This window comes from Gimesia panareensis (assembly GCF_007748155.1).
Classification (GTDB): Bacteria; Planctomycetota; Planctomycetia; order Planctomycetales; family Planctomycetaceae; genus Gimesia; species Gimesia panareensis.
This window is the reverse complement of the sequence record NZ_CP037421.1, coordinates 442,215-467,070: the sequence shown is the minus strand read 5'-3', so window position 1 is coordinate 467,070 and position 24,856 is coordinate 442,215. Positions and strand designations below refer to the sequence as shown.

Below are 24,856 nucleotides of genomic sequence, written 5' to 3'. Positions count from 1 at the left end.
CGCGTAAACTAGAGCCTGACCTGAGCCGCCCTGGATAGAGCCGGAATAGAGGCAGTGCAGGTCAATCAATTCCCGTGTCTCTCTACCGGTTGATCCGGCTGTGCACCGGGCCGGTTTTTCAGTTCATTCACAGCGATACCCATTCTTCATGATCAATCTTCGCCACAGTCAACAGGATTTCTCTACACCCGACGCCAAGGTCCAGAGCCCCTCTCGACGACTGCTGAGTCTGACCATGACCCTGCTCTTCGCTTCGCTGCTGATTCTCCAGCCGGCCTCTGCCCAGGAACGGCTGCCCAAAGTCGTGGAAGAGCGGGGGGACGGGCAGCTGGTCGAAGCAGCTGATCCGAACGGTCCCCTGCCCAAGTCGGTCGCCGCTGTGAATAAACGCAGATCGATCCCCTCGACCCCGGAAGACATCATCGAGGAAATGGGATACTTCCTGCTCCCGTTTGTCATTGCATCCATTATCTCCATGTGGTTCATCATCGAACGACTGGTGATTCTCAGATCCGGACGGGTGATCCCCAGACACTTCGTCAGCCGCTTTCTCAAGCTGCTCCGGGACGGGAAGCTCAACGCCCGCTCGGCACTCAAGCTCTGTGAGGAAAACCCCAGCCCGATCGCCTCCGTCTTTGCCCACGGCGTCCGCAAATGGGGCAAGCCCAGCGTCGAAGTGGAACAGGCGATTATCGATGGCGGCGAACGGCAGCTGTCACAACTTCGTAAACATCTCCGCGTGATCAACGGCGTCGCAACAGTCGCCCCGCTGATGGGTCTCCTGGGAACCGTCATCGGCATGATCCTCGCCTTCAACGACATCGCCAACAGCAGTGCCATGGGAAAAGCCGAAGAGCTCGCGGGCGGCATTGCCCTGGCCCTCTTGACCACCGCCTTCGGTCTGGGCATCGCCATCCCCTCCCTGATCATGTACATGTACCTGGCCGGCAAAGTAGATGGCCTCGTCATGGAAATGGATCAGAACGCACAGGACCTCGTGCACCTCATCTCCGCCGAAGGCCTCGCTGCCAGCGCCGCGAGTCGGAAGTCAGCCTCGTCCGCTCCCGTGACCAAAACCAAAGCCAAACCGGACAAAACCGCCAGCAAGTCGTAAGCACTTGCATCGGGTGACCCCGAATGCAATTCGGGGCGAGCACAGCGAGCAGGATGTCCCAGAAAAATCGATCTCTGCAGAACAAAGACACCTACCTGCATCCATCAGATGAGGTTCACTCCCCCACAACAGAACGCATACACCGCAACCTCCTGTTGTCTCACGACAACCCCGGCAATGGCAGGCCTTTCGCCCCCGTTCCGCCACGATTCTCCGGAACTCTCACTTCTAAGTTGTTCCCCGACCTGTTCCGATTTACAATAAATTGTAATCTCTCCCGTGGGAGAAGCGGCGTTCCTGCCGCCCGAAACAGCGACTCATTCATTCTCTTGAAACACGACGAGAACCGGCATGGCTGACTCCAAAGAATTCAAGGCAGTTCCCCTCGAAGAAGAACTGTCACAACTCGAACGCGATCTCAAATTTTATCCTTCCACCACTGCCGACCCTCAGCTGCTGACGGTCGCACAGATCGAAGACTTCAACCGCGACGGCTTCCTCCGCGGCATGCGCATCTTCAACGATCAGGAAGTCATCGAGAACCGCGAATACTTCGACCGGCTGCTCGAGCAGGTCATCGCCGCCGGGGGTAACAGCTACTCCATCAGCACCGCCCACATGAAATACGGCAAGGTCTACGACCTGCTCACCCATCCCAAAATCGTCGCCTATGTCAAAGATCTGCTCGGCGAAAACGTGATCGCCTGGGGTTCGCACTTTTTCTGCAAAATGCCCCACGACGGGAAAGCCGTCTCCTGGCACCAGGACGCCAGCTACTGGCCCCTCTCCCCCTCCAAGGCCGTCACGGTCTGGCTGGCCATCGATGACGCCGACCCGGAAAACGCCAACATGCGGTTCATTTCCGGCAGCCATCACTACGGCCACATGACCTACCGGCCCAGCGGTTCCCATGAAGACAACGTACTGAATCAGACGATCGACAATCCCGAACAGTACGGCACCCCCATCGACGATACTTTGAAGGCCGGCGAGATCTCGATCCACTCCGACCTGCTGCTGCACGGTTCCGAAGCCAACGAGTCCGACCGCCGCCGCTGTGGCCTCACGCTCCGCTACTGTGCCGCCGACGTCCGGGCCGGCATGGACTGGAACGCCAAAGGGGTGATTGTCTCCGGATCCGATCCTTCCGGACACTGGCTCAATCCGCCCCGCCCCGAAAACGATTAAACAACCTGCACACCCCCCTTTGAAATTCACACTCGGGAAATAACAACCGATGCAAAAATACTTCGCGGAAATCTTCGGCACCTTCATCCTGCTGTTTTGCGGCGCCGGTGCCATCGTCACCAACCAGGTTTCCGAAGGAACTGTGACGCACGTCGGCATCGCCCTGGTGTTCGGCCTGGTTGTCACCGCCATCATTTATGCGATCGGCGAAATCTCCGGTGCGCATATCAACCCCGCCGTCACCATCGCCTTCTGGGTCGCACGTCGCTTTCCCGGAAACCAGGTGCTGCCTTATATCATCTGTCAGGTCATCGGGGCTTTCGCCGCCTGCCTGCTGCTGCGAGTCACATTCCCGGGCTTGACCAATTACGGCATGACCCTCCCGGCGGGCACCGAGATTCAGTCCCTGATCCTGGAAGTGGTCCTGACCTGGATCCTGATGTTTGTCGTATTGTGCGTCAGTACCGGTGCCAAAGAGACCGGCATCCTGGCCGGCGTCGCCATCGGTGCGGTGATCGCGCTGGAAGCCATGTTTGCCGGCCCCATCTGCGGGGCGTCCATGAACCCGGCCCGCTCACTGGCACCGGCACTGGTCAGCGGCCACCTGCAGTCACTCTGGCTGTATCTCGTCGGTCCGATCGCAGGCGCTGTCCTCGCAGTCCCCTCGCTCTGGCTGGTCCGCAATAATACACACGTCATAGAAATAGATACCAAAATAGAAATCGAAATCGAAACCGAATCTGCGGAGGCACCCTGATTCAGTCCGCACATAGAGATATCGAAAATCGCTCGTTTTTGCATTCACAGCAACAGAAGAGGAACAAACCATGACCAACTGGCAATACATTCTCGTACTGGGCGTCGCCTTCTCCGGACTGGCGGATTCAATGGTCTCCGCTGAAACACCGGCCCCCACCGGCGACGCGGCAATCGTCTCCCCGGACGCCAAAGTAGAAACACTCTGGGTCGATAAAGGCTTCACCGAAGGAGCCTGCGTCGACACCGATGGCATCATCTATTTCAGCGACATCAACTTCTCCGGCGGCAAAGGCAAAATCATGGCCTTCGATCCCGCCACCGGTAAAACCACCGTCTTCAGCGCTGATAGCGGGCAGAGCAACGGACTGATGATCGACCAGAAAGGCCGCATGCTGGCCGCCTGTGGCGCCAACAATGGGAAGCAGTGCCTCGCACGCATCAGCAAAAAAGGAACACCCAAGTGCCTCGTCGGCAAATTTGAGGGCAAGAAATTCAACGCACCCAACGACCTGGTGATTCATCCTAAAGGCTGGGTCTACTTCACCGATCCCCGCTACGTCGGCTTTGAACCGCTGGAACTCGATCACATGAGCGTCTTCCGCTACGACCCCAAAGACAAAACCGTCCACCGGGTCACCACCGACATCGGCAAACCGAACGGCGTCGTTGTCTCGCCCGATGGCAAGACCCTCTATGTCGCGGAAACCGACAACGGGTTAAGCGGCCTGGAGAAAGATCCCCCCAAAAATCCAAAACGACGGATGACCTTCAACGCCTTTCCCATCAAAGCCGACGGCTCATTGGGAAAGAAAAAAGTCCTGGTTGACTTCGGCACCAAAGAGAACGGCATTGATGGCATGACCGTCGATCAGCAAGGCAACATCTACGCCGCAGTCCGTGCCGAGAGTCGCTTCGGTATCGTCGTCTTTTCACCGGAAGGCAAAGAGCTGGCTTACATTCCCACTCCGGAACTGCCTACCAACTGCACCTTCGGCGTCGGCAAAGACGCATCCACGCTTTACATCACCGCCGGCAGCGGTCTGTATCGGGTCCCCTGTAAAATCCCGGGGTTCCATCCGTCACTGCCTCTGAAAAAATAGGGGCTCAGCGTGGCGGATTGAGGCGCACCAGCCGCGCCAGGGGGACCTGCTTGCGGACCACCTGGATCTCAGCCTGCCACGCGTCTGACTGGCGTGGCTGCAGCAGTTCGGGTAGATAAGGCTTCCGCTCGAAATAGAGCACGTATTCAGACACGCCCTGCCGTTCGGAATCGAAGGGGATCAGCCGGATCCCCTTCCGTTTCACCTCCGGCGTCTCCTGGAGCATCTGCAGGTACGCGGGATGCAGGATCGGTGCCACCTGGAGATACGAATTCTCCGGCACCCGCTCCACCACATCGTGTAACATGTCAGCGGTGATCGAATCCCCCCAGTAGGTGACTTCCATCCCCAGCGCACTGGCCCCCTTGAGGCCTCCCGTCAGCAGGCTGTAGTAACTCAGCCAGCAGGGAGCGAACGCGAACGCGGCGTATGCCTGCGTCAGCACCAGCAGCCCCACCGCGGTCCGTGCCAGGCGAATTGAAAACCGCCCCGACAGCCAGTCACAGATCTGCGCCGCGCCCACGCCGATCAGAATCGCAGCCAGCGGAAAGACCATCAGAAACAGCCGCACGCCATCGTAGACCGTAATCCCGGGCCAGGAAAACAAGACGAGCGGCCAGAGCAGCGAACCAATCAGTAGCACTCCGCCTCCGGGCCGAGCGGATTTCTCGTCCTGCGGACGCCGTCCCATTGTCCAACCGCCAATCAGGCTGAACGCCAGCAGGCCCATGGGGATCGTCACCAGAAACATGACCCACGGATAATGCCAGGGTACATCACGGTCGGCGTACTTGGTACCAAAGTAATCGATATAAATCGCCGCCCGCCCCGTGGTCCGTCCCAGGTACTCACCCAGATGCCCCACCGGATCAAACCAGAGCCACGGCCAGCCCACGAAGAAGACGAGCACTCCCACGCCTCCCCAGCAGAGCAGAGGCACAATTGCTTTCTGTCGCCACTTCCACAGCGCCCAGACGATCACAGGAATCGGAATCAGCACCGCCTGAATCTTCGTCAACAGTGCCAGCCCCAGCAGAATCCCGGTCAGGCAGGCCCGCTTCGCGGTTGGCGGCTCTGCCTGGTCCCAGAACCGGATTACTGCCAGCACAGCGATCACGTAAAACAGCGCGGTCACCGTCTCCAGTGCCGCCAGGTGGGCATGTCCGAACACCCGGGGCAGCGCAATCATCGCCACAGCAGCCACCAGCCCCGCGACGTGCCCGCTCCGCCGGTAAGTAAACCAGCCCACCACAAATACCAGGCAGGCAAAACAGAGCGCCGACGCATAGCGTCCATAGGTGACCACGAACGGCCGCTCTCCCTCTCCAGCCATCCCTGCCACGGTTTCATGGGCGATGCCAATCAGCAAGCGTCCGAGCGGCGGATGGTCGGGCAGGTAGTTCTCGTGCTCAAAGATCTCCCGCAGACTTTCCGGAGCGAAGATCCCCAGTCCATACACGCGAATGGCGCGGACCAGGAACACGCCCTGCCCTACGTTGAACGGTTCATCAACGGTCATTCCCGGGCCGGGGCCGGTCAGTGACAGATCTTCTGCACAGTCGAGACGGGCCGCCACCAGCAGAAACGCCAGACAGGCCACCAGGATGTACCAGGCGACGGGCGTCAGTTTTGCTTTGACTGTCAGAGCAGGTTGCGGTGTGGATTGATTCATCGTGTCTTTGCTGTGTCTATATTTCTGAGGGGAGGCGCAATAAAAAAAACCGGCCAAGAGGGTTACCTCTTGGCCGGGTTTAGTCGTTCACGCAAACCAGCAAATCCCTTTGCGATTGTTCTGGTTGGCCAGCGGGCCGCTCTCTCGACACCGTCCATAATATCGAGAACTACACGTCCCTGGCAATCTCACCTTAAGGCATTCCTGCCCGTCCATTAGGCGATCTGCTTTTTACGTCCAACCAAGGTCCGAATCCGTTCGGCCAGTAATGCAGCGTCAAATGGTTTCCGGAAAGTTTCGTTAAACAGTGTTCTGTCGAAACCGCTGGCGTTGTCTTCATCGCTCAGCAGGGCAATCAGAACAGAGTCGGTGTAGTCTTTGTTGCGTCGCAGGTTTTGTGCGATCATCAGAGCTTCGTTGCGACCCATTGCGAAATCAACGATTACGCAGTCGGGGTGCAGTGATTCTGCCTGGATACCGGCTTCAAAACCGCTCACGGCGTATTCAATTTTGAAGTCTTCTGTTGCCATCAGATCGTCAAGGCTGGCTCGAACCTGGGTATCGGCACCAACGAGCAGCAGTTTGCCCATGGCTTCATCTTCCAGTTCGCCTAATGGCATGCCGTGTTCTTTAAGAAATCGAATAAGGTGCTCACGTGGGATTCGTCGGTCCTGAGAACCGGGGATCCGGTATCCTCTCAGGCGTCCAGAGTCGAACCACTTACTAACCGTGCGGGGTGCAACCTTACAGATCTTTGCTACTTGGCCAGTAGTGAAGATCGTTTTCATTGCGGGCTCTCCAATCACATGCTTGGCAAATCTCGTCGAAGAAAGGTTACTTTTCTTCTGCTTTAACCCCTACTACAGTTTGCGGCTATCCTGGCCAGTCAGTTCACGTTGTAACCTGTGTAGTCTTGGGTCGGGGTTTGTCTCTGAAGACAGCATCTCCAGAAACTGTTTCAAAATGCCAATCTTTAATTTTAAGGAAATTTGGGATCTGGTACGTAATACTTTTGGGGTCGGACTGAATGACAATCGCAATACCATTCAGATCAGTTCGTCAGACTAGATCCGTCTTGTCCTCTCCCCCCTTACAGACAGTCAAAGGGATTGAACCACTCAAACTGGTGTTGACTGGCTCGACGTGGTTTTTACGTCTTTCCGGTTTCAACCGTCTGCCCTAATTGCATCGACGAAATTGGAGTGAGGACTTTAAGTTCTTTGACAAGAGAGACTGCAGTAGTGACAGAGACACTCGGAATAGCTGGTACGGACGAATCAACTGTGAGGGATATCATGCTCTAATACCCTGCGAAACAGGCACTTAATTCGTTTCCGGGAAATGCTTAAGATGTGAACCAAATTTCTGGAGTGACTTGAGTTTTCATACCAGGTTCTGCTGATTTTTGCCCGGGAGAGACTGTTCCGAGCGGATAACCGTTATGACAACAGCAACCCGTCTCAGGTTCAAAGTATTGAAACTGTCATCTCTATTACGACGAATTTACCGGTCCGCGTTGGCTCTATTTTTCCAACTCACTTCCGATCTGTTCACCGGGGAAGCAGCTCGAATTTCCTGTTTTCGCTTGCCCTGCGTATGAACTCTCGTCTAAGATCAGATGGAATTCAGGTTGCCTGCCCGTCCGAGTTCACAGGCCAGGCTTCAATCGGCAACCGAAATCAGCGATTCGTTCAACACTTTCCCGACAGACCTGCTCTGGTTTCTGAAAGTCAGCTGCTTCCAGCGACAGCTGACCAGATTCACGACCTGAAAAAAATCTCTATGGCGCAGACTCTCCAAGAATATGCTGACTGGTTATCCAACCGGGATGATCTGATCTGGCCCGTGGCCCCCGCGCTGGAGACGCCCAAAGCCACCCCCTTCCTCAAACCGCTCCGCAGAATCTCGGCAGTCACCTTCAGTATCTATGGAACACTGCTCCATATCGCCGACGGTGCCCTGCTCCTGGACCACCAGCAACAGCTGCGAATTCAGATCGCCCTCGATAAGACCATCAAAGAATTCAATATGTGGAACAGCATGTCCCGCAAGCCGGGAGCCCCCTGGGAATACATGCTCTCACAGTACCGCACCCTGCTCGAAGACCAGCAGATGGCCAGTAACGTCGCGAAAGGCGAAAAGCCGGAAATCAACTCCGCCGCCATCTGGAAACAGCTCATCGAACGCCTCCAGAAAAATGAGTACACCTTCGATGAGTCCTTCTATGGGAATCTGGATGATTTCAGCCTCAAAGTTGCCTACTTCTTCCATTCTTCCATGCAGGGCATCTCACCCATGCCCGCAGCCCTGGAAACCCTCTGCCAGCTCAGCCAGCAGGGCAAAAAACTGGCCCTGTTCGCCGATGCTCAGCCGTTTACGCTGGTACAGCTATTGCGGGGATTAAGCTCGCAGGGTACACTCCCGCCACTTTCCGAACTGTTCACACAGGAATGTTTCTGCTTCTCCTATCGTGAAGAAGTCCGCAAACCGTCGGCTTCTCTGTACGAAAAGCTACTCAGTCGATTCAAACAGCTGGAGATTTCCCCTGAGGAAATCCTGCACGTCGGTTCCCGTATTCACGACGATCTGGCAGTCGCCAGGCAGCTGGGGATGAAAACGGCCCTGTTTGCCGGTGATTCGCTGAGCATACAGGCCAGCAAAGAAGAAGTCAGAAACCCCGATTCAAAACCTGACAGATTGATCACTGATTTGAGCCAATTAGCCGAAATCCTCGATTAACAAAAGTCGCTGATTCTGTTAATATCTCTGCCTTATCAGAGACCGGGGTCGCATTTCTACCTGAGTGAACTCACATATCTGATACCTAAACCTACTGAAAATAAACACTTCCAACACCTGATGGCCCTGCCAGGGAACCAGGGTCGTAATACACAGTTTGATGCCCTTAATGGAGAAGAGAAAACATGCCTCCCAAGTTGCTTTATGAAGGAATTGACTTCGATTTTGAAAACCCTCTCTACGGAATTGAAGAGATCAGAGAAATCAATCCTCAGCGATTTGAGATGGAACAGCTGACAGGCATCGTCCATGTCGATAATGACAAGCACGGGATTGTCGGCTTTAAAGATGTCACCGAGAACGAATTCTGGGTTCGCGGGCACATGCCCGGCTTCCCACTCATGCCCGGCGTCATTCTCTGTGAGTGCTCTGCCCAGCTGGCCGGCTTCTATGCCCGGAAATTCAAATTACTCGGGGGAGACTTCCTCGGCTTCGGCGGCATGAATGAAGTCCGCTTCCGCAGCCCCGTCTTCCCGAATCAGCGACTGGTGATCATGGCACAACTGGCCCGCATTCGTGCCGGCAAACGGGCTGAATTCAACTTCCAGGGACTGGTCGACAACAGCATGGTCTTCAGCGGCCAGATGATCGGCGTCCCCATCGATAAAAATCAGGAAGTTCCCGGGAAACCCTGATCTCTAAACAAACAGCCCCCCGCATCAATTCGATTTTGATCCGGGGGGCTTTTTCTATATATATGCGTCGCGTTAGCGGCTCAATACTTCCTGCATGTTCTTCTTGTAGGCTTCCACGCCCGGCTGACCGTACGGGTTGATGTCGATCAGGCGCCCTTCCAGCACCGTCGCCAGCATCAGCATCTGCAGCGTCTGTCCGACCGTATACGCATCCAGGGTCGGCAGAATCAGATCCGCCGTCGGTCGATTCACATCGGCATAAGCCCGGTTCGTCCCCTCGATCGCAGCCGAGAGCACATCGGGAACCGTTTTTCCTTCCAGCTTGTTGAGCTGATCCTGGTTCTCCTCTTCCGGCACCACAGGCACCGCGACCGGTTCCGTTCCTGCACGTTCCACGATCACGTTCGTGATCAGCTTGTCGCGCACCCCTTCCTGGTGCTGCTGTCCCCGGCTGTGCAGGTCGCGGGTGTTGACCACGGTCAGAGGCGTGGCCCCCTTTTCTTCTTTACCCAGGCTTTCCGCCAGCAGCTGATCGTACCACAGCCCCAGCGCTTCCAGTCGTTTGCCCCAGGTCGACAGAATCCGCATCGAAATGTTCTTCTCCCGCTCGAACAGGTGACAGGTAGCCGTGTAATCCAGCACCGGGTTGTCCCCCATCGGCTCCGAGTTAAACCGCCGGGTCATGTCCGCGGCTCCCTGCAGCAGTTGTTTCAAATCCACGCCCAGCACGGCAGCGGGGAACAGACCGACCGATGTGAAGACCGAAAACCGCCCGCCCACATTGTCGGGAATCGGGAAGACTTCCGGATACCCTTTGTGATTGGAGAAGTTCCGCAGCTTGCCTTCCAGCCCGGTGATCGGCACGACCAGCGACCGGCTCTCTTCAGAATCGGCTCCGTAATACGCTTCGAGCGCCTCGCGGAACAGGCGGAAGCCGAGTGCCGTTTCCAGAGTACCCCCGGATTTACTGATCACCGTCAGGCTCCAGCGTTGCAACACATCTTGCGGATCCTGGCAGCCCGTCTCCAGCAGTTCCCGCAGGGCCGTTACCGAATCGTTGTCGACGTTGTTCCCTTCGAAATACAGACGAGGCACGCCACCCCGCTGTTCGCGAGTCAGTTCATTATGCAGAGGATGGCACAACGCTTCGAACAGCGCCCGCATTCCCATGTAAGAACCGCCGATCCCCAGCACGACGAACCGGTCCGACTGCTCACGTAATTCCGCAGCCTTTGTTTCGATGCGTCCCAGCAGACTCTCGGCCCCCTGGGCCTCGTATTCGTCCAGCAGCTGTTGAGGCAGATTCTGGAAGCCCGCATCCAGGGGCTGCTTCTCTGCGGGAATCGCATCGCTGCCCAGCAGTTCAATGTCTTTTAACATTTCCTCACGGGCGGCCAGCAGCGCCGGCTGCAGTTCTTCATACCACTTGCCATCAATCAGTTTTCGGGCGGCGGAATCGTCGTAGCGAATGGAATTCGTCATGAGAGATCATTCTTTCATCAAAGCAATGAAGATTTATATAGAGATCACTGATCTTCCGCGGGGGGCTCAATGCCGAAATCGCGAATCGAGAGCAGTGCCTTAAAGGGGATATCGCGTTTGGCAAAGTTGGCAGCCCCACCCTGCAGACGGTCGACCACGCCCAGCGCCTGCACGACCTTGCAACCGAACTCTTCTGCCCGATCGACAGACAGCAGTGCACTGCCGGCGGTCGTAATCACGTCATCCACGATCACCACCTTATCGCCCGGCTGCACGGGACCTTCGACATATTTATTCGTACCGTGCCCCTTGGGTTCTTTGCGGACCATGAACCCGTTCAGCGATTTTCCCTGCTCGGCGGCGACCGCCAGCACACCAGCCACGATCGGGTCGGCTCCGATCGACATTCCGCCGATCGCGTCGAATTCGACATCTTCCAGCATTTCCAGCAGCCCGGCACTGACCAGACGCAGACCGTGTGAATGCAGAACCACCTGTTTCCCGTCGAGGTAATAAGTGCTCTTTTTACCCGAGGCCAGCGTGAAGTCGCCGAATTTTAAAGCCCGCTCCCGAAACAACTCGATCAGCTTGTCGCGATCAAACATGAATGCTCTCTTCTCTACCCTGAATGTGTGATGTGCTCAGATCAGAAGCCGTCGCGGTCTGTTTACATAAACAATGTTTAATTAAAACACCGCGGGCCGGCTCAAACACACGTATTCTACAGGGTCGAATTCAACATTCAAACGGACTGCAGGTAAAGAATTCCCAGCTGCTGCGAATCTATGGGAAATCAGGGGCGAATCACGACTTCCGAGCCTACCCCCAGCAGATCGTAGACCTCGGCGACATCATCATTCTGCATCCGTACACAGCCTTTGGACTCGGCTTTACCGATCGACGAAGGATCAATCGTGCCGTGAATCCCGTAACTGTCGCCAATATCAATCCAGCGTTCGCCCAGGGGATTCGTCGGATCATCGTTGGCAATCACACCATCCGGTCCATAGTAAGTCGGGTCGACCAGCTTGTCTTTCACGACAAACTTTCCGGTCGGGGTGGAATGATCCTTCCCGGTGCCGATACTGTAGCGTTTCACGAAATAGCCGTGTGAATGCACCGTGAGTGTGAAGTCGCTTAAGTCGACAAACACATGAAAGGGACCTTTGATCACTTTCAGCTTCTGACCGGGACGAATGCGTTTCGGATCGATCTGGTTCAGTTTCGCCAGGTATTCCCAGGTGATCTCATACTTCTGCGCGACTTTGCGCAGTTGATCGCCGGGTTCAATTTCATAAGGCTTCATGAAATGCGGTTGCGGCGCGAAGTAAATCATCCGCGCGGTCTCTGCAATGCGTGATTTGATCACCGGATACATGTTCGGCTGCTCCCAGTAAATCTTGGAAAGCCGCTTGTGCGCTTCGATGATCTTCCGCTGCTGAATCAGTTCGTCGATCGCGATCAGGTCCGGCAACGCTTTTTTCGCTTCCTCCGCTCCGATTTCTTCTTTAAAGCTGGCATGCTTCGCGGTCTTGATCACTGGATTGCTCGCCCGCTTGATCCCTTCCGGCGGATTCAACTTTGCCGGTGCACCGGGATCAGGCACCTGCTCTGTCGGCTGCGGTAAACGCTGCATCGGCCGCGCGGCCCCTTTGAACTGCGCGGGAGGTTCGGTTTCCGTGAACAGGGGATCGACCTCCGTATCCGCCTCGACAACCGATCCGGTGATCGTACGCGTGTAAACCTTGGGCATTTCAATATCGTGTTTCCGGAACCTGCGCTGGTTGTCGTCCCCCTCGGTCAGTTCTTCTGCGGGAGGTTCCGACTGCGCGAGAATCGTGGCTTCTTCCAGCACCGGTTCTTTATACTCAGCCTCTTGCGGTGTGGTCTTTGCAGACGAAGTGTCCTGTTCGTGCAGGGCGCCCGTCGGTGCACTGCTTACCTGAAACGGCAGCAGATTGAATTTCCAGCCCACCGTGACCAGAATTCCCAGTCCGGTTACCATGATGAAACGAAAAGGAGTAATCCATCGACCCCGGCTACGGCTTCGCATCTTGTCATCATCCTTGATTCACAATACGGATACGCTTCGGTTAAAATCAGAGAGTCGGGACTATAGCAAATCGTCTCGATTAAGCCTACGGCGATTCTGGGAAAACCGGGTTGCCTCTGCCGCGACGTAAGTCATATATTAATAATTGTTTAAGATACGCTTCCCTGAGACCCGCGTTCCACAGGAATCAGCAAGAATTGATAGAACAACCCTAGGCAACATCCCGCTAATTGCATAACATTTGCAAAAACAGTTGAAACGGCACCGCGTCGGAGCCCCGGGCTCTGGCGTTGCCAGAGCCCCACCAGACGAGGTCAGCATGTCCCTGTTATTGGAAAATGTCAAAAAGAGTTACCGCGAACCGGATGGCTCGACGCTCCCCATTCTGGATATTGAACGGTTTGAACTCAAGGAAAAGGAGCAGGTCGTCCTCATCGGCGAGAGTGGCTCGGGAAAATCAACCCTGCTCAATGTCATATCCGGCATCACCGCTGCCGACAGCGGCAAAGTCACGATCGCGGGTACCGAAATCGTCTCCATGCCCGAAGTCGTCCGCGACCGCTTTCGTGCTGAACGCATCGGCTTCGTCTTCCAGACCTTCAATCTGCTCCCCGCCTTCTCGGCCCTGGAGAACGTGCTGCTGGGCATGAGCTTCTCACGGAAAAAAGCGAGCCGCGAACGGGCGAAAGAGCTGCTGGCACTCGTCGGCCTGGAACATCGACTCAATCACCGTCCCAAACAGATGTCCGTCGGAGAACAGCAGCGCGTCGCCGTGGCCCGCGCACTGGCCAATCAGCCCCGTCTGCTGCTGGCCGACGAACCGACGGCAAACGTCGATGTCGCTAACCAGGAAACCATTCTCAAACTCCTCCGCGACGCCTGCACCCAGCACCAGATCTCCATGCTGATGGTCACGCACTCACGCGAAGTCGCCAGCCAGTTTGAACGGGTCGAAACTTTGACCGATTTCAATAAAGTACACGCTCAGGTTTAATCCGCCTTGATAGTTTCCGTTTCTTATTTTCTTCTTCGCGAACCGACAACAAAGTAAATTCTCATTATGAATACACTGACTATCGCCTGGAAAAGTATCAAACAACGTCGCCTCGCCTCTGCCCTGACGGCACTCAGCGTGGCACTGGGCGTGACACTGATGATCTCTGTTCTGGTCATCAACGGGGTGATCGACAAAATGTTCAACCAGACCGCCAGCGGCTACGACCTGATCGTCGGCCCCAAAGGGAGTGCGCTGCAGCTCGTGTTGAATACGGTCTTCCGTGTCGGTGCCCCGATTGAGAATCTCCCCTACCGGTATTACGAAGAACTGAAAAAAGATCCCCGCATCGAAGAAGCCATCCCCTTCGCCATCGGCGACGTCACCGAGGAAGGCGGCTTTCCGATTGTGGGAACCATTCCCCGCTACTTCGCCCTGGAATACATTCCCGGTCGGCACTTTCGCATCAACAAGGATGGGAAATTCCTCCCCGGGACCTGGGACGCCGTCATCGGCTCAGCCGTCGCCCGGCAGAACAACTGGAAGATGGGCGACGAATTTCAACTGATCCACGGTTCCGCAGAGAGCGGCCACGTCCACGATGAAAAATTCAAAATCGTCGGCATCCTCGCACCAACGGGCACTCCCAACGATCGCACCGTCTTCGTGAACCTGCGGGGTTTTTATCAGGTCTCCGGTCACGAAAAACCGCTGGAAGAAGCCCTCCGCCGTGAAGCTGCTTTCTTCGGTGAAAAAATCGACGAAGCAAAGCTTAAGCAGATCCTCAAAGAGCACGAAGGCCACGATCATCACGATCACAGCGGCCATGATCATGGACACGACCACGGTCACGAAGTCCCCGATGCACAGAAAGAAGTCACCGCGATCCTCGTGCAGATGAAAGGGGATCGCCTGCGCGGTTTCTCGACGATCAAGTTCCAGTCCGAACTGAAGGAAGGCAATAAGGCCCAGGCCGTCAATCCGATTCAGCAGATCAGCTGGCTGATGACCAACATCGTCGGGAACGTACGCACGATGCTCATCATCCTGACCGGCCTGATCATCATCGTCTCCGGTGTGAGTATCTTCGTCAGTATTTACAACTCGATGTCCGACCGCAAACGCGAGATCGCCATCATGCGTGCCCTGGGGGCGGGACGTACGACGGTCTTCACCATCATTCTCAGTGAATCAGTACTGCTCTGCCTGGGCGGAGGCATCCTGGGCATCCTCCTCGGTCACGGACTCGTCTTCGCCGCCGCTCCGATTATCGAAGCCCGCAGCGGACTGTTGATCAACCCGTTTGCCTTCAGCTCGGTCGAACTGATCCTGCTCCCCGTCCTGGTCGTCCTCGCGTCGCTGGTCGGCTTCATCCCCGCGATGACCGCCTACCGCACCGACGTCGCCAGCACGCTCAGCGATACCTGATATCAGCAGTCAATCGAGCGACTTACGACCATCGATTAGACTTGCTGTTCTCGAACACCTTCAGACAGGCGTGGCAGGCCGTCCTCGGCCACGCTTCATCCGCTATTCACATGTCCGTCATCAGCCCTTCACGTTTCTGATGTAGGATCCTGAATCTGACGCATTCCAGTCTGACTGCCCCGCCCGGCCAGAAGACCTCATCTGCCGGGGACTGGTTTGTAAAGTCATTCTGTTCTTTGCACAAATCAGTGGCTACGCCCCTCTCCATCGCAGGTACGCTGTTTGTGATTCGCTACTTCTACCTGCGACAGGCGGTCCCCCAGACCGGGCAGCCACAGCAACTCAACCTCGAAACCCATAATCGACTGAATCCTGACACAGGCATCGTTTCATGAAATTCAATATGACCCAGGCACAACGGGACCAATGGAATCGAACCGGCTATCTGAAACTCCCCGGCTTTCTCACACCCGCCGAAACTGAGAGTCTGCAGGAGTGGGTCGAGGAAATCAGCGAATGGCCGGACAGCGATGAGCAGTGGATGCACCACTTTGAACAGACGCCCGCCGGCGTCAGACTGGCCCGCACCGAGTATCTGCTGGACTTTCATGAAGGTATCCGTACCCTGCTCACCACAGGCAAGATCCCGGAATACGCCGGCACCCTGATCGGTGAACCAGCGGTTCTCTACAAAGAAAAGATCAACTACAAGTACCCGGGCGGCGGCGGGTATGCCCCACACCAGGATGCCCCCGCCTACGAATTCATTCACAATCACATCACCTGCTCGATCGCCATCGATGCCGCCACACCGGAAAACGGCTGCCTGTTCTTCGCCCCCGGACTGCATCAGCAGGGACTCCTGCACCTGGATGAACACGGCTGCATCGAACCGGAGTTCGCGCTCACGCTCGACTGGGAACCGGTCCCCATGCAACCGGGAGACGCCCTGTTTTTCAGTTCGTATGCCCCGCACAAAAGCCCGCCCAACAAAACAGATCAACCGCGCCGCACTCTCTACCTGACCTACAACGCACTCGCAGAAGGTGACCGGCGTGAAGAATACTATGCAGATAAACGTCGTTCATTCGCCGAAATCGGACAAACCAGCGCCGAGAAACTGAAGATCAGTAAGATCGGCCATTTTAACGGAAGGCCTGCGGAGCGATCATGAAAGAAAATACGGAAATCTCGTTACACGATGTACTGTCACTCGAAAAAACTCCCGACCAGAGAGTCGATGCCCTCTTCGATCTGATGCAGGAGCACGGGCAGAGCTACTACGATGAAGCAGTCACTCAACTGGAACACGCCCTGCAGACCGCACAACTCGCCCGCAACAGCCAGGCCACGATGGAACAGATCACCGCCGCCCTGCTCCATGACATCGGCCATTTCCTGATGAACGAGCACGACGCCCAGCATGATTTCCTTTCCGAAGACTGGGAACACGAAACGGTCGGCTCCCGGCAGCTGGAACCGTTCTTCGGCAGAGCGGTCACCGAACCCATCTTTCTGCACGTCCCCGCCAAACGCTATCTCTGCACCGTCGAGCCCGATTATTTCAACGGCCTTTCACTGGCCTCCCAGCGCAGCTTCGCCCTGCAGGGTGGCCTCATGAGCGACAAAGAAGTGGAACGCTTTGAAAACAACCCGTTCCATCATACGGCTGTCCTTTTACGTCGCTGGGACGACGGCGCCAAAGTCAAAGGACTCAATGTGCCCGGCCTGGAGGACTACCGGGTCGAGATACTCAGCTGCCTCGAACATTGATGGACGGGAGACTGACGCCCCGGACAATATACGCAATTACACACCGGGGAGCTGCTTCGTCTCGACATGCATAAACGTAAGTTGTTTCATATTATTGTGTTGCAAAGCACTCGCATCTTAATTGAGAGTGACATCATTAAGATTAGAAAAAATCAACAAAAATCCCCTCGGTCCCGTATATACTGTTGGTGGATGGATGCGGGGGGTTTTCTTCCTGAAGTACGGTGTTGCTAAACACGGAAACAGGATCGCTTTACCCGGAACTTCAGGAATTTCTGACAGGTTCTGGATGATTTCAGGGATGCTCTCATCCCCCCTCCCTGATATGATAGAATTGAGTGTTTACAGCTCATTCCGAACAGTAGCGTCATGTTCAGAGTGGAAAAGCTGCGATAATAACTGGTATTCCTTGTTTGTTTCTGCTGATTTTGGAAAGGCCTTGCAAGATGTCGCAAGTTCTTGATGGATCCAATCATTCTCTGCACAATTCGTTTGATGGTCAGGATGAGTTCTCCTACAAACCCGTACCTCCCACCGCTGTCGTAGGTCTGGTACTGGGGCTGTTCTCCTTCATCGCGCTGTTCGGAGTCATCGGACTCGGGATCGCCGTGGCCGGGATCGTGGTCTCGCTGATCAGCCTGCTGAGCATCCGACGCTCGGGCGGCGAACTGGGAGGCAAGATGGTCGCGCGTTCCGGCGTGATCCTCTCCACCTTTTTCCTGATCACCGGCGTCTTTTATCAGACCTTTGTCTATGCCCACGAAGTCCCCGAAGGCTATCGCCGCATCAACTTTGCCAGCGATATCTCAGCCAAAGACTTTGTCCAGAAAGATGGCGTGACCAGCGTCAATCCGGACGTGATGAAAATTGATAAACAGAAAGTTTTCCTCAAAGGTTACATGTACCCCACACGTCAGGACAAAGATCTGCAGACCTTTGTCCTCGTGAAGGATAATCAGCAGTGCTGCTTCGGCGGCCAGCCCGATGTGAAAGATATGATCCTCGTCGAAATGCAGGGCAACAAACGCGCCGACTTTTATTCCGGACTGGTTTCAGTCGCGGGTGAATTCAAGGCGGAAGCCCCCAAGCAGGTTGGTGACTTACACCCTGTCTATCAGTTGAAGGGCACGCATTTCGAGCAGGCTCGCACCTCCTACCGCTAGACCAGACGACCACAACCCGGAGACACCCGCCTCACCACACTGGAGAATCGAACAGACGCGTTCATGAAATCGTAACAATCTTAAATGGCTCAGGTTGATCAGCAGTCTGAGCCATTATCAACTTTATCAAGAAGTTGGTGAACCACCCGATCATCAGGAGTTTGATCACGTGCAGGCCCACCAGAATCCCACCCACCATACTATTGTCAGTCTGCTGACCCTCACACTCTGCAGCCTGGCTCTCTGGGGAACCGGCTGTAATTCCTCGGAACAGACCGAATACCGTCAGTACAGCGAACAGGTCGATGCCAAATCACCCGCTGAGGAAGAAACAACCGACAACGCACCAGACCAGGTCGCCTCGGTCGAGCAGCAGCAGTCTGAACCCGCTCCTGAAACCATCACCCAGACCTCCGCAGTCAAACCGGCAAAGCCGCTGCCGACAGAAACCAGCCCCAAACCGGATGCAGCACCAGCAGAACTCAAGTCGTCCTCACAGCCAGCCACCGACGACTCTCTCCCCCTGGTCGCCCAGAGGCCCGATCCGAGCCGCCGCGCATTGACGAAAGAAGAACAACAGGCCGCGACACAGGAACCGCGGGAAGTCAAAATCCTGATCAAGAATAAATCCTTCCGCCACATTTCCCCCGGCAATGCCCTGCAGGTCAGCTACGACGACATCGACCTGCTCAAGGTTATGAATATGGAACCGGTGACCCCCGAGGCCCCCCAACTGATGCCCCAGTGGCTGAAGGATCTGGACGGCAAGCGGATCCGCATTCGCGGGTTCATGTATCCCCCTTTCCAGCAGTCAGGCAACGAATATTTCCTGCTCGCCCGGGACAACCAGATCTGCTGCTTCGGCAAGAATCCAAAAATCTACGACCTGTTCCCCGTGGTCCTCAAGGATGGCGTCACCACGGACTACATTCTCAACCGGCCGTTTGACGTGGTCGGCGTCTTCCACATCAAAGCGGAAACCATCGACGGAGAACTGGAACGGATCTACTTGATTGACGACGCCATCGTCATCGATCAATAATAAAAGAGTACTGAAACACACGAGTTCATTTTTAAACTGTTTACTACCGCCACGAGGTCTGGCTCATGAATCGTCTGACAAACTGCTTCCAAAATCGAATCCGGAATAATCGTATCGTCCTGGGATTGCTCTGCGGACTCGTCCTCTTAGCACAGGCACCGGTCGCCCAGGCCTGTCCCTTCTGTTCCGCACCTTCACTGACCCTGACCGAGCAGCTCTCGCAGTCGGACGTCGCAGTGCTCGTCCAGTGGATCGAAGCCGAAAAGGGGAACCTGGAAAAAGCGGGCAAAACCGTCTTCGAAGTCAAAGAGATCGTCCGCCAGTCAGACAAGGACAAACTCAAAGTCGGCGATAAAATCACCATCCACCGCCACCGCCCCGGCAAGAAAGGTAACCTGTTCCTGCTGCTGGGCACCAAAGGCGCCGAAGTCGACTGGGGCGACCCGATCGAAGTCACCGAAACCAGCTACCACTACGTTTCCCAGGCTCCCGCACCCGAAGAAAAGACATCCAAACGGCTGCACTACTTTCTGAAGTTCCTGGAATTCCCGGACCAGATGATCTCCAACGACGCGTATGCCGAATTCGCGAATGCCCCCTATGAAGACATCGCCACCCTCTCCAAAGACATGCCCCGCGAAAAAATCCGCAAGTGGCTCGTCGATCCGGACACCCCGGTCACCCGCATCGGCCTATATGGTCTGCTGCTGGGACTCTGCGGCCAGGGAGAAGATGTGGCCTTCATGGAAAAGAAAATCAATGAGCCCACCAAGGAATTCCGCCTGGGTATCGACGGCGTCATCTCAGGCTACCTGCTGCTCACCGGTTCGGACGGGCTCGACAAAATTGACGAAACCAAGTTCGTCCCCAAGGATGTCGCCTTCAGCGAAACCTACGCCGCCATGCAGGCCCTGCGGTTCATGTGGACCTATGGCGACGGTCGCATCAGCAAGGAACGCCTGCGGAAATCGATGCGGCTGCTCCTCGATCGCCCCGAACTGACTGACCTCGTCGTAGCAGACCTCGCCCGCTGGGATGACTGGAGCGTCATGGATCGTCTGATGGACATGTACGGCACAGAAGACTACAACATCCCCTCCATCAAACGGGCCATCGTACGTTACCTGCTTGTCGCCTCCAAAGGGAAAAACAAAAAGGGAGGCGGCCCCGATCCGGCGACCACCGAAAAGGCCAAACAACTTCTCACCAAACTCCGCGAAGAAGATCCGAAAACCGTCAAAAGTGCCGAACGCTTCTTCTTCCTGAAATAGCCTGTACCAGAGTATGACCTCCCTGCAGCGGCGCTCACCTGCGGGACACGACCGTTAATTGAAAATATTTTTACCAGAAGGAACTGGTATGACCGACCGGAATCGAATCCGACCCTGCCATGGATGGCGTGGACTGTTCTGCTGCCTGCTTGTGACTCTGCTGACGACGAAGCTCGCAGCCTGTCCGTTCTGTCCCGGGGCCTCCGTCCCGCTCACCGAAAAACTGTCGCACGCCCACACCGCCTGTCTCGTCCGCTGGCAGGAAGCGGAGACCGGCACCCTCGAGAAGCCCGGTCACACGGTTTATAAAGTCCTGCAGGTCGTCAAACAGTCACAGGGAACCCAGTACCGGCAGGGCTCTCTGATCACAGTCAACCGCTATCACTCCGGCAAACCCGGTGCCCCCTTCCTGCTCACCGGCACCCACGGTCCCAATCCCCTCTGGGAAAACCCGACCGTCATCACCCCCGCCAGCTACTCTTACGTCATGCGTGCCCCCTCGGTACAACACCCGACCACAGAGCGTCTGCGATACTTTCTACAATTCCTCGAACACAAAGATACGATCATCGCCAACGATGCCTTCTCGGAATTCGCCAATGCCCCCTTTGAAGACATCGTCCCGTTGACTCCAGAACTTCCCCGCGAAAAACTCCATCACTGGCTCAACAGCAAATCCACGCCGGCTCCTCGCCTGGGCCTCTACGGTCTCATGCTCGGGCTCTGCGGAAATGAAGACGACATCGACTTCATGGAAGAGAAGATCAGCGTCCAGGCACAGGGACTCCGCTCAGGCATCGGCGGCCTGATGTCAGGCTACCTGATGCTCACCGGCAGCGAAGGACTCGAGCATCTGGAGCTGACCAAGTTCGAGCAGAAAAACACAACACCCAACGAACTCTTCGCCGCCCGGGAAGCCGTCTCGTTCATGTGGACGTATGGCCGGGGACGATTTCGAATTCCCCCCGAACGACTCAGGCAGTCGATGCGGATGCTCCTCGATCGTCCCGAACTGGCGGATCTGGTCATTGCCGATCTGGCCCGCTGGCAGGACTGGTCCGTCATGAATCGTCTGGTCTCCCTCTATGATGCAAAAGACTATGAGTACAAAGCGATCCGCAAGGCCATCATCCGCTACCTCCTGGTCGCGTCCCGCTACTCTGACCCGTCAAACGGCGGTCCTGATGCCGTTACCGCAGCCCGGGCCCGTAAATATCTGGAGCAGATCCGCAAACGGGATCCGCAACTCGTCAAACGCACCCAGCAGTTCTATTAACGGTTGTGTCGTCTTCGCGGGCATTCCGTTTTTTCCTTCCGGCTGACTGTCAGCCAACTCGGGGATTCGCTAGAGTAACAGTACCAGTTACTGATTCCTGACACCTGTATTGAAAGAAGAAACTGAGACATGCCTCGCGTTATCTGTACAGCCAAAATGTGTGAATTCGGTCCGCACTTTGAAATCCTCCAGGCGGGTGGATTTGAGGTGGACATCGTCCCTGCCGAAGTGGATCTCCGCAAGGAACCCCACCGTGTGGTGGAACAGGTGCAGGGCTATGACGCCGTCCTGGCGGGTGCAGAAATCTATTCCCGCGAAGTCCTCCAGGAACTGCCCGACCTGAGAGTCGTCTCCCGTTACGGCGTCGGCTTCGACGCCGTCGATCTGGCAGCAGCCGACGAACTGGACATCGCCGTTACCATCACCCCCGGAGTGAATCACCATTCGGTCGCCGAGCAGGCGTTTGCCCTCTTGATGGGCGTCGCCCGCCTGACGCGCTCCCAGGATCAGGCCGTCCGCCGCGGTCAGTGGGAACGTGCCCTGACGCCCCGCGTCTGGGGCAGCACGATCGGAATCGTCGGCCTGGGTCGCATCGGCCAGGCAGTCGCTACCCGCGCCATCGGCATGGGCATGCATGTCCTCGCTTACGACCCGTTCGCCAACCAGGAGTTTGTCGATCAGCACGGGATCAAACTGGTCAGCCTCGATGAACTGCTGGCCCAGTCCGACTACGTCACCCTGCACCTCCCCGTCACTCCCGAGACCGTCGACCTGATCAACAAAGACACCCTGGCCAAAATGAAAGAGGGCTCGGTCCTGATCAATACCGCCCGCGGGGGACTCGTCGACGAAGACGCCCTGATCGCAGCCCTGGAATCGGGCCATCTGCGGGCAGCCGGGCTGGATGTCTTCAAAAAAGAACCATTGCCTGTTGAAAGTCCCCTGATCAAGCTGGACAATGTACTGTTGAGCTGCCACATCGGCGGACTGGACCGCGAATCGCACCGCGATGCCTACGCGATGGCAGCCCACAACATTGTGAAACTGTATCAGGGCGAGTGGCCTGAAGAGTGTGTGGTCAACCTGAAAAACACCACCGACTGGAAGTGGGCTCGCTGATTCCAAACTGGTACCAGCGAACTGACTCCGGTACCGCGAGAAACTGGACGATTGCATTATGACAGCCCCTCATTCCAGTTTTTTGAAAATCAGCCCCCGCATCTCCGTGCTTCCCCTGATTCACGGCAGCGGCGACTTCGCGATCGAAGTCCGCCGCGTGATGCTCAACAACGACTTTGACTGCCTCGCCGTCCCTCTGCCCGCTTCGTTCCAGTCCGACGTCGAACGGGCGATTACCTTTCTGCCCAGCATCACGGCCGTCCTGCAGGAAGAACCTTCCATCTCCGGAGCCGCTCCGTGGGAACAGGATGACGACGACGAAGACGCACAGAGAATGTACAGCTACGTCCCCATCGATCCCTGCCAGGGAGTCATCGCCGCACTCCGCATCGCGATGATGGAACGCATCGACCGGCATTTTATCGACCTGGAAACGCAGCGTTTCGAAAGCATGTCCGCCGTCCTGCCCGATCCGTATGCCCTGAAAAAAGTGCCCCTCGAAAAGTTTTCCGCAGCCGTCCTGCCTGCCCTCAACAAACTGCCGGAAGGACAGCCCCTGGATCGCTGCATCATGATGGCCCACCGGCTGCGGGAACTGGAGAAAAAATACAAATCGATCCTGCTGGTCTGCTCGCTCTCTGACTGGCCCTGGATCCACGACGCCTACTTCGATCAGCTCCCCCTGGAAGTCGAAGATGAAGAAGTCAACGAGACCTCAATCTACACCGCCGACCCCGAAACACTGTTGTTCATGCTGGGGGAACTCCCCTTCATCACGGGCCTCTATGAAGCCGCCCGCTCCGAACTGGAAGACGATGAAAACCTCTCGGTCGACGGGATCAAGGAGCTCGCGCTCACGGCCCGCGATCGCTATCAACTCGAACTCAAATCCCGGGGGCGCAAGATTACCCCCAAGCTGCTCTCGGTCTATTTTCGCTACGTCCGGAACCTGTCGCTCATCGAACGCCGCATGACACCCGATCTGTATACGCTGGTCAAAGCCGCTCAGCAGGTTGCCGGCGATCAGTATGCTATCCAGATCGCTGAGACCGCTCGCGACTACCCGTTCGTGCATCTACTCCCCTTCGAAACGATCCGCTTTGGAATCGAGCAGGCACAACTCCCCAACGGCACCACGGTCGAACTCAGCAATCGCCTGCCCGGCAATCCAATTTCCTGGCGCAGCTGCCAGCTGGTCCCCCGGCCTCCCAAACCGCAGCAGAACGAATGGGAGATGAAATGGAACCCCTTTAAACAGTGCAGCTGGCCCCCGGAAGATGTCGCTATCGAAAAGTTCCGCACCAGCGTCAGGGATCACGCGCTGAATCTGCTCGGCGTCGATCTGGCCCGCACCGAAAAATTCACGACCAGTATGAAAGACGGTCTCGATCTCCGCGAAACCCTCCGCAACTGGCACACCGGCGAGATTCACGTCAAAGTGCTGCCCCCCAGCCGCGGCCGACTCGATTGCGTGATAATGCTCTTCGATTCCCCCGCGGATCCCCGCGATTATCCTTACCGCCTCACCTGGCACGCTGAGCATCAGGACGAATCAACGCTGGCGTTCTTCGCGACGGACTATCGCCAGGAAATGGTCGGCCCGGGAATCGGACTGTCCACCTATGGCGGCGCCATGTTCCTGTTTCCGCCGCGTCCGGTCTACGACATCTGGAATGAAGTCCAGTTCGACTTTGTCGACACCCTCGAGGAACGACTGCTGGTCGCCGGCTGCCATTACAGCGAGGAATCGCATATCGCCCTGCTCAGCGAAGCCCCGCCGGGCATTGGCTGGAAGCGGCTCGCCAAACGCTACCAGAAAAAACTGATCCACGTCCCCCTGGGACGCTTCAGCCAGGAAACCATCCAGCAGCTCCGCATGTTCCACGTCCTCAACGGACAGGAAGTCCGCAGCTTCGCCGCCCATTACATCCGCAAAGCCTGATGCGTTTTCCTCTGATCAGCCGCTAACCCGTAACAGCGCAAGAGAT

22 protein-coding genes are annotated in these 24,856 nt (G+C 56.3%); 17 read left to right on the top strand and 5 right to left on the bottom strand.

Annotated features, from left to right (window positions below; genetic code table 11):
- Positions 1–148 precede the first annotated feature (148 nt).
- The 4 genes from Enr10x_RS01795 (at position 149) to Enr10x_RS01780 (ending at position 4,161) form a co-directional block, all read left to right on the top strand.
- Entirely contained in the window at positions 149–1,114 is a 966-nt protein-coding gene (locus Enr10x_RS01795) for a MotA/TolQ/ExbB proton channel family protein (RefSeq protein WP_232093197.1), read from the top strand.
- A gap of 351 nt (positions 1,115–1,465) precedes the next feature.
- A complete protein-coding gene (locus tag Enr10x_RS01790; protein ID WP_145103438.1) occupies positions 1,466–2,302 on the top strand; it encodes a phytanoyl-CoA dioxygenase family protein in 837 nt (278 codons plus the stop codon).
- 49 nt (positions 2,303–2,351) lie between these two features.
- A complete protein-coding gene (locus Enr10x_RS01785; RefSeq protein ID WP_145103435.1) occupies positions 2,352–3,059 on the top strand; it encodes an MIP/aquaporin family protein in 708 nt (235 codons plus the stop codon).
- Positions 3,060–3,129: 70 nt separating this feature from the next.
- Positions 3,130–4,161, top strand: coding sequence for an SMP-30/gluconolactonase/LRE family protein (locus tag Enr10x_RS01780; RefSeq protein WP_145103432.1), 1,032 nt, complete (start codon positions 3,130–3,132; stop codon positions 4,159–4,161).
- Between the two features lie 4 nt (positions 4,162–4,165).
- Here Enr10x_RS01780 and Enr10x_RS01775 read toward each other — a convergent pair whose 3' ends face one another.
- Both Enr10x_RS01775 and Enr10x_RS01770 read right to left on the bottom strand, forming a co-directional pair.
- Entirely contained in the window at positions 4,166–5,833 is a 1,668-nt protein-coding gene (locus Enr10x_RS01775; protein WP_145447965.1) for an ArnT family glycosyltransferase, read from the bottom strand.
- A gap of 215 nt (positions 5,834–6,048) precedes the next feature.
- Entirely contained in the window at positions 6,049–6,621 is a 573-nt protein-coding gene (locus Enr10x_RS01770; RefSeq protein WP_044238118.1) for a helix-turn-helix domain-containing protein, read from the bottom strand.
- 994 nt (positions 6,622–7,615) lie between these two features.
- Here Enr10x_RS01770 and Enr10x_RS01765 point away from each other — a divergent pair.
- Both Enr10x_RS01765 and Enr10x_RS01760 read left to right on the top strand, forming a co-directional pair.
- Positions 7,616–8,572 carry an HAD family hydrolase gene (locus Enr10x_RS01765; protein WP_145103427.1) on the top strand — a complete coding sequence of 319 codons (957 nt, stop codon included), beginning with the start codon at positions 7,616–7,618 and terminating at the stop codon, positions 8,570–8,572.
- Positions 8,573–8,757: 185 nt separating this feature from the next.
- Positions 8,758–9,267 (top strand): 3-hydroxyacyl-ACP dehydratase FabZ family protein, encoded by a 510-nt coding sequence (locus Enr10x_RS01760; RefSeq protein WP_145103424.1) that lies wholly within the window; start codon positions 8,758–8,760, stop codon positions 9,265–9,267.
- 72 nt (positions 9,268–9,339) lie between these two features.
- On the opposite strand, the gene Enr10x_RS01755 is transcribed toward Enr10x_RS01760, so the two are convergent.
- The 3 genes from Enr10x_RS01755 to Enr10x_RS01745 all read right to left on the bottom strand — a co-directional run bounded on the left by Enr10x_RS01755 (position 9,340) and on the right by Enr10x_RS01745 (position 12,802).
- Complete coding sequence (locus Enr10x_RS01755) at positions 9,340–10,749, bottom strand: glucose-6-phosphate isomerase (protein ID WP_145103421.1); 1,410 nt, start codon at positions 10,747–10,749, stop codon at positions 9,340–9,342.
- Positions 10,750–10,793: 44 nt separating this feature from the next.
- Complete coding sequence (pyrE, locus tag Enr10x_RS01750) at positions 10,794–11,354, bottom strand: orotate phosphoribosyltransferase (protein ID WP_145103418.1); 561 nt, start codon at positions 11,352–11,354, stop codon at positions 10,794–10,796.
- Between the two features lie 188 nt (positions 11,355–11,542).
- Positions 11,543–12,802, bottom strand: coding sequence for a L,D-transpeptidase family protein (locus tag Enr10x_RS01745; protein ID WP_145103416.1), 1,260 nt, complete (start codon positions 12,800–12,802; stop codon positions 11,543–11,545).
- Between the two features lie 319 nt (positions 12,803–13,121).
- On the opposite strand from Enr10x_RS01745, the gene Enr10x_RS01740 reads away from it, so the two are divergent.
- From Enr10x_RS01740 to Enr10x_RS01695, 11 genes are all read left to right on the top strand, one after another.
- The gene (locus tag Enr10x_RS01740) at positions 13,122–13,796 is read left to right on the top strand and encodes an ABC transporter ATP-binding protein (RefSeq protein ID WP_145103413.1); all 675 of its coding nucleotides are present in this window, start codon (positions 13,122–13,124) and stop codon (positions 13,794–13,796) included.
- 66 nt (positions 13,797–13,862) lie between these two features.
- Positions 13,863–15,224, top strand: a complete 1,362-nt coding sequence (locus Enr10x_RS01735) for an ABC transporter permease (RefSeq protein ID WP_145103410.1) — start codon at positions 13,863–13,865, stop codon at positions 15,222–15,224.
- Between the two features lie 248 nt (positions 15,225–15,472).
- Positions 15,473–15,619 carry a hypothetical protein gene (locus Enr10x_RS29815; RefSeq protein ID WP_197997448.1) on the top strand — a complete coding sequence of 49 codons (147 nt, stop codon included), beginning with the start codon at positions 15,473–15,475 and terminating at the stop codon, positions 15,617–15,619.
- Positions 15,616–16,398, top strand: a complete 783-nt coding sequence (locus Enr10x_RS01730; protein ID WP_145103406.1) for a methylphosphonate hydroxylase — start codon at positions 15,616–15,618, stop codon at positions 16,396–16,398. The genes Enr10x_RS29815 and Enr10x_RS01730 overlap by 4 nt, the downstream gene beginning before the upstream one ends.
- The gene (locus tag Enr10x_RS01725) at positions 16,395–16,997 is read left to right on the top strand and encodes a hydroxymethylphosphonate dioxygenase (protein ID WP_145103403.1); all 603 of its coding nucleotides are present in this window, start codon (positions 16,395–16,397) and stop codon (positions 16,995–16,997) included. Before Enr10x_RS01730 ends, Enr10x_RS01725 begins: the two co-directional genes overlap by 4 nt.
- 446 nt (positions 16,998–17,443) lie before the next feature.
- Complete coding sequence (locus tag Enr10x_RS01720; RefSeq protein ID WP_145103401.1) at positions 17,444–18,160, top strand: DUF4190 domain-containing protein; 717 nt, start codon at positions 17,444–17,446, stop codon at positions 18,158–18,160.
- Between the two features lie 169 nt (positions 18,161–18,329).
- Positions 18,330–19,202 (top strand): SPOR domain-containing protein, encoded by an 873-nt coding sequence (locus Enr10x_RS01715; protein ID WP_145103398.1) that lies wholly within the window; start codon positions 18,330–18,332, stop codon positions 19,200–19,202.
- Between the two features lie 65 nt (positions 19,203–19,267).
- The gene (locus tag Enr10x_RS01710; RefSeq protein ID WP_145103396.1) at positions 19,268–20,473 is read left to right on the top strand and encodes a hypothetical protein; all 1,206 of its coding nucleotides are present in this window, start codon (positions 19,268–19,270) and stop codon (positions 20,471–20,473) included.
- An 88-nt stretch (positions 20,474–20,561) separates the two neighbouring features.
- Positions 20,562–21,749, top strand: a complete 1,188-nt coding sequence (locus Enr10x_RS01705; RefSeq protein ID WP_145447964.1) for a hypothetical protein — start codon at positions 20,562–20,564, stop codon at positions 21,747–21,749.
- A gap of 129 nt (positions 21,750–21,878) precedes the next feature.
- Complete coding sequence (locus tag Enr10x_RS01700) at positions 21,879–22,868, top strand: phosphoglycerate dehydrogenase (protein ID WP_145447963.1); 990 nt, start codon at positions 21,879–21,881, stop codon at positions 22,866–22,868.
- A 58-nt stretch (positions 22,869–22,926) separates the two neighbouring features.
- The gene (locus Enr10x_RS01695) at positions 22,927–24,810 is read left to right on the top strand and encodes a hypothetical protein (protein WP_145447962.1); all 1,884 of its coding nucleotides are present in this window, start codon (positions 22,927–22,929) and stop codon (positions 24,808–24,810) included.
- Positions 24,811–24,856: the final 46 nt, after the last annotated feature.

Excerpts from the sequence above, each read along its gene's own strand:
- Enr10x_RS01795 (WP_232093197.1), top strand. The coding sequence starts at position 149 with ATGATCAATCTTCGCCACAGTCAACAGGATTTCTCTACACCCGACGCC.
- Enr10x_RS01790 (WP_145103438.1), top strand. The coding sequence starts at position 1,466 with ATGGCTGACTCCAAAGAATTCAAGGCAGTTCCCCTCGAAGAAGAACTG.
- Enr10x_RS01785 (WP_145103435.1), top strand. The coding sequence starts at position 2,352 with ATGCAAAAATACTTCGCGGAAATCTTCGGCACCTTCATCCTGCTGTTT.
- Enr10x_RS01780 (WP_145103432.1), top strand. The coding sequence starts at position 3,130 with ATGACCAACTGGCAATACATTCTCGTACTGGGCGTCGCCTTCTCCGGA.
- Enr10x_RS01775 (WP_145447965.1), bottom strand. The coding sequence starts at position 5,833 with ATGAATCAATCCACACCGCAACCTGCTCTGACAGTCAAAGCAAAACTG.
- Enr10x_RS01770 (WP_044238118.1), bottom strand. The coding sequence starts at position 6,621 with ATGAAAACGATCTTCACTACTGGCCAAGTAGCAAAGATCTGTAAGGTT.
- Enr10x_RS01765 (WP_145103427.1), top strand. The coding sequence starts at position 7,616 with ATGGCGCAGACTCTCCAAGAATATGCTGACTGGTTATCCAACCGGGAT.
- Enr10x_RS01760 (WP_145103424.1), top strand. The coding sequence starts at position 8,758 with ATGCCTCCCAAGTTGCTTTATGAAGGAATTGACTTCGATTTTGAAAAC.
- Enr10x_RS01755 (WP_145103421.1), bottom strand. The coding sequence starts at position 10,749 with ATGACGAATTCCATTCGCTACGACGATTCCGCCGCCCGAAAACTGATT.
- pyrE (WP_145103418.1), bottom strand. The coding sequence starts at position 11,354 with ATGTTTGATCGCGACAAGCTGATCGAGTTGTTTCGGGAGCGGGCTTTA.
- Enr10x_RS01745 (WP_145103416.1), bottom strand. The coding sequence starts at position 12,802 with ATGCGAAGCCGTAGCCGGGGTCGATGGATTACTCCTTTTCGTTTCATC.
- Enr10x_RS01740 (WP_145103413.1), top strand. The coding sequence starts at position 13,122 with ATGTCCCTGTTATTGGAAAATGTCAAAAAGAGTTACCGCGAACCGGAT.
- Enr10x_RS01735 (WP_145103410.1), top strand. The coding sequence starts at position 13,863 with ATGAATACACTGACTATCGCCTGGAAAAGTATCAAACAACGTCGCCTC.
- Enr10x_RS01730 (WP_145103406.1), top strand. The coding sequence starts at position 15,616 with ATGAAATTCAATATGACCCAGGCACAACGGGACCAATGGAATCGAACC.
- Enr10x_RS01725 (WP_145103403.1), top strand. The coding sequence starts at position 16,395 with ATGAAAGAAAATACGGAAATCTCGTTACACGATGTACTGTCACTCGAA.
- Enr10x_RS01720 (WP_145103401.1), top strand. The coding sequence starts at position 17,444 with ATGTCGCAAGTTCTTGATGGATCCAATCATTCTCTGCACAATTCGTTT.
- Enr10x_RS01710 (WP_145103396.1), top strand. The coding sequence starts at position 19,268 with ATGAATCGTCTGACAAACTGCTTCCAAAATCGAATCCGGAATAATCGT.
- Enr10x_RS01705 (WP_145447964.1), top strand. The coding sequence starts at position 20,562 with ATGACCGACCGGAATCGAATCCGACCCTGCCATGGATGGCGTGGACTG.
- Enr10x_RS01700 (WP_145447963.1), top strand. The coding sequence starts at position 21,879 with ATGCCTCGCGTTATCTGTACAGCCAAAATGTGTGAATTCGGTCCGCAC.
- Enr10x_RS01695 (WP_145447962.1), top strand. The coding sequence starts at position 22,927 with ATGACAGCCCCTCATTCCAGTTTTTTGAAAATCAGCCCCCGCATCTCC.